This window comes from Ignavibacteriota bacterium, from assembly GCA_016218045.1.
Lineage (GTDB): Bacteria > Bacteroidota > Ignavibacteria > SZUA-365 > SZUA-365 > JACRFB01.
In genome coordinates this window covers 37,366-46,953 of sequence record JACRFB010000005.1, presented here as the reverse complement: position 1 = coordinate 46,953, position 9,588 = coordinate 37,366, and the positions used below count along the sequence as shown (strand labels likewise).

3 protein-coding genes are annotated in these 9,588 nt (G+C 59.3%); all 3 read right to left on the bottom strand.

The features are described from left to right. Positions 1-85: 85 nt before the first annotated feature. Positions 86-1,720: an FG-GAP repeat protein gene (locus tag HY962_01780; GenBank protein MBI5645635.1), complete on the bottom strand. Its 1,635-nt coding sequence runs from the start codon at positions 1,718-1,720 to the stop codon at positions 86-88. 44 nt (positions 1,721-1,764) lie between these two features. Further along, entirely contained in the window at positions 1,765-2,178 is a 414-nt protein-coding gene (locus tag HY962_01775; GenBank protein MBI5645634.1) for a T9SS type A sorting domain-containing protein, read from the bottom strand. Positions 2,179-3,408: 1,230 nt separating this feature from the next. After that, positions 3,409-8,388, bottom strand: coding sequence for a T9SS type A sorting domain-containing protein (locus tag HY962_01770; GenBank protein MBI5645633.1), 4,980 nt, complete (start codon positions 8,386-8,388; stop codon positions 3,409-3,411). Positions 8,389-9,588 lie beyond the last annotated feature (1,200 nt).

Here is a 9,588-nt window from a genome sequence, read left to right as displayed (position 1 = left end):
CGTAGCGGCCGGTTGTGCACGAACGACAGAATACGCTAGAAGTAGGACGAGGCCACACATGAGTGCTTTCATGAAGGACCTCCTGTCAGCGTGTGACGAGTATGGTGGTGGTGACGGTGCCGGTGTTGCTCTGCACTGTAAGCAGGTAGGTTCCTGCCGCTACCGGGTGCCCCGATGCATCACACGCGTCCCAGCCCAGTGCATGTGTGTCCGCGGCAAGTTGTCCCGTCCGCAGCGTCCGCAGCTCGCGGCCGAGCAGGTCGTGCACGCTCACGCGGACGGTACTCGGCGCAGGAAGTGTGACCAAGGCCGTGCTGGAGCCGTGGGTGGGGTTCGGCCAGACGGGACTGATGGATATTCCCGTGGGTGATACTGGCGGGCCTTGTTCCTCCACCTTCAAATCCTGATTGCCGCCGAGAACATGGAAGAAGCCGCGTGCAAGACCGCCTCCCTCTTCAGGAGACGCTACCAACACGTCATCATAACCGTCTCCGTTGATATCACCGAGTGATGCAAGCTTGCTACCCATAATCGTACTACCATATCTTTCGGCACCAATACCCGGAGCAGCGCTTTTCCCAAAGTCCGATGAATTAATTCCAGTGCTCCGTCCTGGCCAATATGACATGAATACGTCGATTGTCCCCGAACCAATCGCATAGTCTCTAATATCGTCGTTGTTCAAGTCTCCGATGGCGTATGCATCGGAATATAAGCGTGACCAATACCGCTTGAATAGCGTACGCTGAGGGTAAGATAATACCCCCGATCTTGATCCATAATGGATGTACCCGTCTTCCTCTGCGTAGTAGACATCCATAATGGAGTCACGATTCACATCGAGAATGCTTGCAGTGTTGATAAATGTCCTAGAACTATCTCTTGCACCGACGTGTCTTGAATCAAGAACAATATCGGGAGTATAGGCGTTCATTATGGAGCTTGCTGAACCGTAGTATATATAGAGCTGCCTATAATCGTAGTTTGTTCTTGCCTCTGATCGGAAGTGCCTTTTCCCCACGGCAATATCCGTCACCCCGTCGCCATTAAGATCGCCTGTGCTCGTGAGCTGCCCATACTCGTGCTCGTATCTCGGATATCCTTGATTAAGCACGATACTTGGCGCAATAGGAAAGACATTTCCACCTAGATAGATAAATACATTTCCGCCACCCACCTTGCCGTTATCACCGCCGTGGAAGTCGGCTACAATAACATCCATGAAGCCATCATTGTTGATATCTCCAGAAACGAGAGACGACCCAAATGTGGCGTATGCTGCGGGTTGAGGATACTCCATAATAATGAGTGTATCACTGCATAACAGACATGGCTTAGAACCATATAATACATGTATCAGTTTGGAGGTCCCATTGCTCCCCAGGGTCACAAGGTCGCGTTGGTGATCACCATTAATATCGGTATAAACCACATTCCACCCACCCGGAATAACTGCATCCGGAATGCAGTCGAGAATTCCCGGCCCGCCATAGTATATATACAATTTGCCTCTATTTAGCGCACTCACACCGAAATCAGGCCAACCGTCTCCATTGACATCGTCAAGTGCTACAACATTCCATCCAAGAGTCGAGTCCCAATCGTCTCCAACACACTCAAGCAGCAACTTCAGTTCTGATTGTGCATCCGCCTGCTGCGTCCAGGTGAAGACGAAGATCAACATTATACACTGTATTATACACCGAATATTGTGTATCATTTGTGATATCTCCGAATTACCGTTGTATTATCGTCTAATTATCATCATCGCAACACCGTCACACGTTTCATCGAGCGGTGTGAGCCCGCTTTCACCGTGACGAGATACACTCCGTTCGGCAGCGAAGGTCCCGCCTCGAAAATCAGCGAATGTGTGCCCGCCGTGCGCCACTCGTCCAACAGCCGTGCAATTTCACGTCCCTGCAGTGTAAACACCTGTACGCGCACATTCTCGGCCTCGGGCAGCCGGAAACGTATCGTTGTCACCGGGTTGAAGGGATTCGGGTACACACGCAAGTCGAGTGGATCCACCGGTGCGGGGATGTCACCCATCGTACGTGCGCTCCGTTTCTGCACCAGCTCCCGGGGCAACACGCGTCGGTAGCCGTTGCGGACAAGTAGGGCTTGACTGCCTTGAAGGTTGGTGTACGTGCCGCTGAGGATCTCGTCAATCCGCATGATTACCCCCGTACTTCGTTGGACATGAGGACCCCGCTTTGATTATCACTCCCAATGATACACTCGGTGGGCTGGGCTACTGCCCCCCCCCCCCCGCGAGAGTGGTGAACAGAACGTTAATAAGACAAGCAGCTCTAAAGCGAATCATGTTTCCCCCTGAGTATATGATACGGCACTGTGAGGGATAGGTACGTCGTGTAAAAAACGATAATGTTAACGTAATCATCCGATTCCGTTGAATCAAGAGAATTGTGCGTCGAAACGTAATGCGTTGCGAGATGGAGGGGGAGAGCGTGGAACGCGCCGGAGTATTTCTTGGATTACCCTCACCCCGGCCCTCTCCCGTTCCGGGCGAGGGTGACTGGTCTGTCTTGGGCGGTGTCGTTGGTGTGGATCGGGAGGTGGTAGATAGTAGATCGGTGGGTGGTAGTTGGTAGATGGGTAGGAGGTAGATGGTAGATCGGTAGGTGGTAGTTGGTAGATTGGTAGACGAATAAACGACACGTCGATCCGATTCACTTCGCGATCTAGGCGGCGTGTGCGGGAAGGGCGAATTACATCCGACAGGGGCGACCGGCGGTCGCCCGACACACGTGCGGGAATCGCGTAGATGGGTGGGTGGTAGATCGGTAGGTGGTAGATGGTAGATGGGTAGACGAACAAACGACACGCCGATCCGATTCACTTGGCGATCTAGGCGGCGTGTGCGTGAAGGGCGAATTACATCCGACAGGGGCGACCGGCGGTCACCCGACACACGTGCGGGAATCTCGTACATGGGTGGGTGGTAGACGGTAGATGGGTAGTTGGTAGATGGTAGTTGGGTAGATGAATACACGACACGCCGATCCGATTCCTTCCGCGTTGTATTCGGTGTGTGCGCTACGCATGGATCACATCCGCAGGGGCGACCGGCGGTCGCCCGACACACGGCACACCACGACACACCTCTAGCACAGTTGCGACCTGCGGCGCTGGGTCGCAGGGTCGTCACGGGCGACCTGCGGCGCTGGGTCGCGGGGTCGTCACGGGCGACCTGCCGGTCGCCCTTATCCGATTTTATTCGCGGACTGCGGATGCGTCGAATAGAACGCCGGGAGAATCGGAGGGGTGGGTCTTTTACACGTCTGATCGTCTGATCGTCTGATCGTCTGATCGTCTAATCGTCTAACCGTCTAACCGTCTAATCGTCTGACCGTCTAACCGTCTAACCGTCTCACCTCCACCAACCTACCTCAGCACAACTCTCCGGACAGCGGTCTCGCCGCGGGTGTGGAGCACCGCAAGGTAGAGTCCGGGGGCGAGGCCCGAAAGATCCGCCGTGGCGCGGTGACGCCCCGCCGCGTGCGCCCCTGTGGCCACTGTGCGGACGACGCGGCCCAGCGCGTCGTGCAGCAGCAGTGTGGCGTCGGCCGCTCGAGACACTGTGTACGTGATGCTGACCGCACCTCGCGCCGGATGCGGGAACACCGCGTTGACTGCCAGGTCCGCGGGCGCCGGTGCCGCACTCGTTCCCGTGCTGCGGCTGAGAACGTACTCCACCTCCACCTGCGGCGGCTGTAGCGGCCATGTCGACACCAGGTCGATCCGCGTTTCGTGCACGCCCTCCGCACGCTGCGTCGTGTTCGGCTGCACGCGCAGCACCGACCCGCGGTCGCCCGATGTGGGTGTAACGTCGAGCCAGGAGGCGCCGCTTTGCAGCGTCCACGGCATCGTCAGGCCGCCGCCGGTCGAGAGCTGCACCTGCTGCGCCGCGGGAAGAGCCGCCCCGCGCTCGGCCGCAAAGAACAGGCGCAACGGCGTCAGCACAATGCCCGGGGGCGAGCCCACCTGCAGCGTCACCGTATGTGCGCACGTGAATGCCGTGTCCACACCGGCACACCCGGCTGCCCATTGGAGGGTATACCGCCCAGGCACAAAACGATCGTCCTCCACATCCAGAAGCCACGGACGTGTCACGGATGCCCCCACGTCTATCGTCCCGTAGGTCTGCACACTGTCCGACATCAGCACAAACGGCGCAGGCGCCACGATCGCCGCCGTGCAGGCCGCAAGCGGCACCGTGCCCGTGTTCTCGATCGTGTACAACACCTGCAGCGGACGAGGCACAACACGTTCGGCCGCCATGTCGGCCCACACCGTGTCGTGACCACGCGCCGTACAGCGCGCCGCGCGTATCCGCTCCCCGCCCCCGATGTGCAGCGCCGCACCGCAGCTCCGCCACGCCGTGTCACCCACGACGCGGTACCGCGCCACGATCTGTTCCGTCACCATCGTGGACGGACGCGGCTGCGCCACCGTCAGGTGCCACGTCACACTGTCGGTTGCATGCGCGCCCATACCCGTCACCTGTTTCATCACGCTCTCGCCCGACACGAGCGCGATATGCGGCGACTGCGCAAGGTCGAGCATCACCTCGATTGCGGACTGGCTTGTGTCGAGCACGTTCTCGAGCGCGAGTGACGCAGTGAACGGATCAGGCGTGTATGTGTCGCGTGCCACCGTGTAGACGAGTGTATCGGGTGTGTGAAGGGCGCAGCGTAGATCGTCCGTGATGCCGGGGAGCGCGGTCTGCGTCGCGCAGTGATGTGTCTCAACACCGACCGTATCGTACACGGACACTTCGTACGAGAGTATCACGGGATCGCGCAGCAGGCGCGGACGCAGCGACCAGCCGAACACCACGCTGTCGCCCATTCCGAGCGGTGGCAGCACACGTGTCAATGCCTCGGCGATCTCCGCCACGGAGGACGGTACGATATGCAGATCCACTCGGCCTGCACGCGAGCGGGTCGATCCGGCATTCCGCACCACACAACGCAGTATATACGTCGCGGGTTCGTACATGCGGCCGTCGGATGAGAGCGTACAGCGCTCCGGTGCGGTGAGCGCACATTCGAGCACGTCCGAGAGCGGCACCAGTGCGACGTTGTGCACACAAGGCCCCGTGCCCGTCCGTTCCGGTGTACGCAGAACAAGACGTACCGTATCCGTCTGTGTTGTGACGGGCGCCGACGCCGCACGCAGCGGCCACACAAACACGCGGCGGAAACGCGGCGCGATCGACACCGGGCCCTGCACCGGCGGTACACCCGCGTGCGGCACAAGATGCGGCGCCTGCGCAAGATCGAGCGTGGCGCTCTCCACAATACGCGCCGTGTCCAGTGGATTTTCCACCGTGAAGCGCGCCCAGACCGTGTCCGTCAGAGCGGCGCCCGACGGCGTGAAACGTATCACCTCCGTGCCCGTCGCCGCGCATGGTTGCAGCGGCTGGCCCGCCACGGTCACACTCCCCGCGCAGTACGTCAGAAGCGCGCCCAGTGTGTCGCGCGCAACACAGGATATCCCGAGGGATCGTGTCGCGGCGCGCACGGACGCAGACACAATCCACAGCTCTTCGCGGCTCCCGTGCGCCGGCAGAACAAAGCCGCCGCGCACCGTGTCGGAGGCAGGTTGTACGCGCAGCGCCATGCCGCGCGGCAACTGCACACCGCACTCACCGACGGTGAGCGGCCGGGCTGTCGTGTTCCGCATCGTGAAGTGCACCGGCACGTCCACTGTCGCCGCATCCAGTGCGGACGCCGTCACTGTATCGGGCAGGATCAGCGCGCACGACACCTCGCCGCCCGGTGTGCCGGGTACATGCAGCATGGTCAGCGTGGCGGCTGTGCCTCCCGCATTCGGCGGACAGCTCTGCCGCACAGACGCATCCTCGAACGTCCACTCCGCGTGTATCGCGCGATTGCCCGGCGACACCGATGTGTCCACACGCACCGTCCACGACACCGAGTCCGCGCGGCCCGCCGCAAGATCGGGCACCACACGTGAGGACACCTGCCCTGGTGGATCGAACACGAGACCGGGAGGGAGCTGCAGCGACACGCGCAGGGCATGCGCAGTCTTCACCGCATGTGTGTTTGTCACCACCGCGGTGATGCGGAAGATCTCGGGCCACACGAGGCCCAGGGACCGGTTCACCCGTATCGTATCCGGCATATGCAGCACGCCCGACACATAGTCCTGACCGTCGAACGGCAGGTACAGCCGCGTCAGAAACACGTCGGAGCGGCCCCCCAGCGTCGGCTTGTACGCGTTGAACACCGGCAGGTTCACTCCCGCGTGCCCTGTCAGATAGACATAGCCGTTGTCTGTCAGGGCAAGGGATGTGGTAGAGTTAGAAAATCGTGACGACCATGGTCTCCAGCCATAATTATAACCGTGGTCCGCTGAACCCCAACATGTAGAAATATGCATGCGAGAGAGACCAGAGTCAAGAATGCTAAGTGCATAGGAGGCCACACCGAACGTGTCGCGCAGTGCGTTGTGCAACGGGTAATTCCGTGACCAGGTGTAACAGTACGAATAGACCTTGCCCACTCGGTCAAGCGCAAGACCCTGTTGGTTCTCTTCACGGGTTCCACCGAGAAATGTGCCGTGCATGAGGCGCGCCAGTGGGGTGAGTTTACTAACAACAACATCATACGCATACATGGGGGAATGCGCAGCGCTGTCTCCGCGGAATGTTTGTTGATAGCCATCGATGCCGGGAAAATCCTGCGATGCTGTGGCTGCCTGGATGTAAATGTTGTCGTCGCCGTCAAGGCACATTGCATTGGGACTTGTCTGATCCCAGCCGGATCCGCCATGGTAGGTACAAAAAACGATCGAATCGAGTTGCGCGTCAAGCCCCGCGACAAAGAGATCGTACCCGCCACCATTTGTGGGTTGTTGCGCCGCTCGCACTGGAAGGTCGGTCCTGTGAATATTTCCGGATACGACCAGCAGCCCACGGCTGTTTACAGCCATATTCAGAATGCTGGCACCGGAATGAAAGTACCGCGCATGGAGCACAGTGTCACATGCGGCGTTCAGATGCAGAATAAACGAATACGGCGAGAGCAGACCGAGCGAGTCGGGCCTTCGGGCCATGAATGGCAGATGAGAATATCCCGCGAAGCCAGACACATACACAGCGCCTGCTGCATCTGTGTTCACGGCGAACAGCATGTCTTCGACACTTGGCGAAGCTCCATCGTTTTTGATGGATTGGCCGTATACATGTGTTCCAAATAGTAGTTTTCCCGACTCTGAGATCCGAAGAAGCACACCTGCGGAATAATTTCTCCCATCACTCCCCACGGTGGTGGAGGGGTGCGGGAGTAGCGAATTCGCGGTAGTTGGATAATCGTGTTCATTTTTCGCCATTGACCCGACAAGATAGATTGAACCATCCGGACCTAAGCAGAAACAGTTACTACTATTGTAGGACATATTCGGTCCGGTATACCAGCCGAGATACGTTCCAAATACAACCGTTTTCCCATCGCAGGCCATTTTCACAAGGTAGTCGTCAAATGGAGCGGCAAACCAGTTCCCAATCAAAGGTTCACCACTCCCGTTCGTGCCCCACGCGCGGAGAATGATATTCCCATCATTATCCACTCGTATCATGCTCGCTGTTTCATCAGCCGCGCCCCCGAAGTATGTCGAGTACTCAGTGCGCAAGGGTGTGCGATTCATCTCGGCCAGTTGCACTCGTCGATTTGGCGTACCACTATTGATACCACGCACTGTGGGGTTTGTCTGACGTCCCGCGGTCCCTCGTGAATTCGGCTGCGCTGCCAGGGCGCCACGCAAAGCGGCGCGTGCATCCCCTTCTTCGTCGACATCGAAGGCCACATCGCGCAGACGCGCACCGGGATGAAGGACGACGCGTTGTTCCAGCGCACCATCCGCTCCCTCGAACACCACGTCGATGTTGCGCCACACATTCCTGTACGTGATACGTTCGTACGCGGGCACATTCTCGCGCCAGCGGGTGCTGTCGGGATCGGTGTACCAATGATAGACCGCCTGCACCCGCCGCTCGGCCACAACACGCAAATGCCGCGAGGGATTGTGAAACCTGTACGTCAGTGTGGCGACATCCTGATCCAGCCGACGCAGTTCACCCGCACCGGTTGCCACCGTGCGGACCGCCGCTGACGTTCGAAATACAAAACCATCCTGCCGCAACCACATCGACGATCGTATGCCCTGATGTGCGTATAGTACTGCGTTGCTCCACTGCCCGCGATTCTCCGCAAAATGCCGCGGGATGTGGAGGGGGGTGGGACTCGTGGCCGATCCGCTTCCAGGTATTCCGGACGACGCCGGACCACGGACATCGTGCAGATTTGGCCGGTGTTCCCTCGCCTCGTGTCCAGCCATGACCGTCCGGAAAAGAACAAGGGTACAAACGAGCACAAGGGCCGCGTACCTTACTCCCGCGCACAAGACGGCCACACGAAACACGATGCGGATACCACTGTGTGGAATACCGCGAAGAGTCGCGCGAAACACACGACCTGGAACATCGTTCATACCATCACGCATCATATTCATCCTGGCTCACCCACCGATACCGTTCAGAAATTGCCCGCAACGATATGCGCAGGCGATACCATAGTACGTTTTACAGATTGGAAAATCAAGGGACTGAGAAATCCGATATTAGGGTGACTGGTCTGTCTTGGGCGGTGTCGTTGGCGTGGATCGCGGGAGGTGGTAGATGGTAGATAGGTAGGTGGTAGTTGGTAGTTGGGTAGATGAATAAACGACACATCAATCCGATTCCCTCCGTGTTGTATTCGGTGTGTGCGCTACTCACGGATCACATCCGCAGGGGCGACCGGCGGTCGCCCGACACACGTGCGGGAATCGCGTAGATGGGTGGGTGGTAGACGGTAGATGGGTAGTTGGTAGATGGTAGTTGGGTAGATGAATAAACGACACGCCGATCCGATTCCTTCCGCGTTGTATTCGGTGTGTGCGCTACGCACGGATCACATCCGCAGGGGCGACCGGCGGTCGCCCGTAGACACGCGGCACGCCACGACACACCTCTAGCACAGTTGCGACCGGCGGCGTTGGGGTGCGGGGGCGCCACGGGCGACCGGCGGCGTTGGGTCGCGGGGGCGTCACGGGCGACCTGCCGGTGTTGGGTCGCGCGGTCGCCACGGGCGACCGGCGGTGTTGGGTCGCGGGGGCGCCACGGGCGACCGGCGGCGTTGGGTCGCGGGGTTGTCACGAACGACCTGCCGGCGTTAGGTCGCGCGGTCGTCACGGGCGACCTGCCGGTGTTGGGTCGCAGGGTTATCACGGGCGACTTGCCGGTGTTTGGTCGCGGGGGCGCCACGGGCGACCTGCCGGTCGCCCTTATCCGATTTGATTTGCGGGCTGCGCACACGTCGAATAGAACGCGGGGAGAATCGGAGGGGTGGGTCTTTTACACGGCTAATCGTCTGATCGTCTAATCGTCTGATCGTCTGATCGTCTAATCGTCTGATCGTCTGATCGCGGCGCTGTGTGCGTAGGGCGAACTGCCGTTCGCCCCTACAGATGTCCCGCTGTCCCGCTCTCCCGCTCTCC

Bases quoted from the DNA above. Each gene is read 5' to 3' on its own strand.
- HY962_01770 (MBI5645633.1), bottom strand. From the start codon at position 8,388: ATGGCTGGACACGAGGCGAGGGAACACCGGCCAAATCTGCACGATGTC.
- HY962_01780 (MBI5645635.1), bottom strand. From the start codon at position 1,720: ATGATACACAATATTCGGTGTATAATACAGTGTATAATGTTGATCTTC.
- HY962_01775 (MBI5645634.1), bottom strand. From the start codon at position 2,178: ATGCGGATTGACGAGATCCTCAGCGGCACGTACACCAACCTTCAAGGC.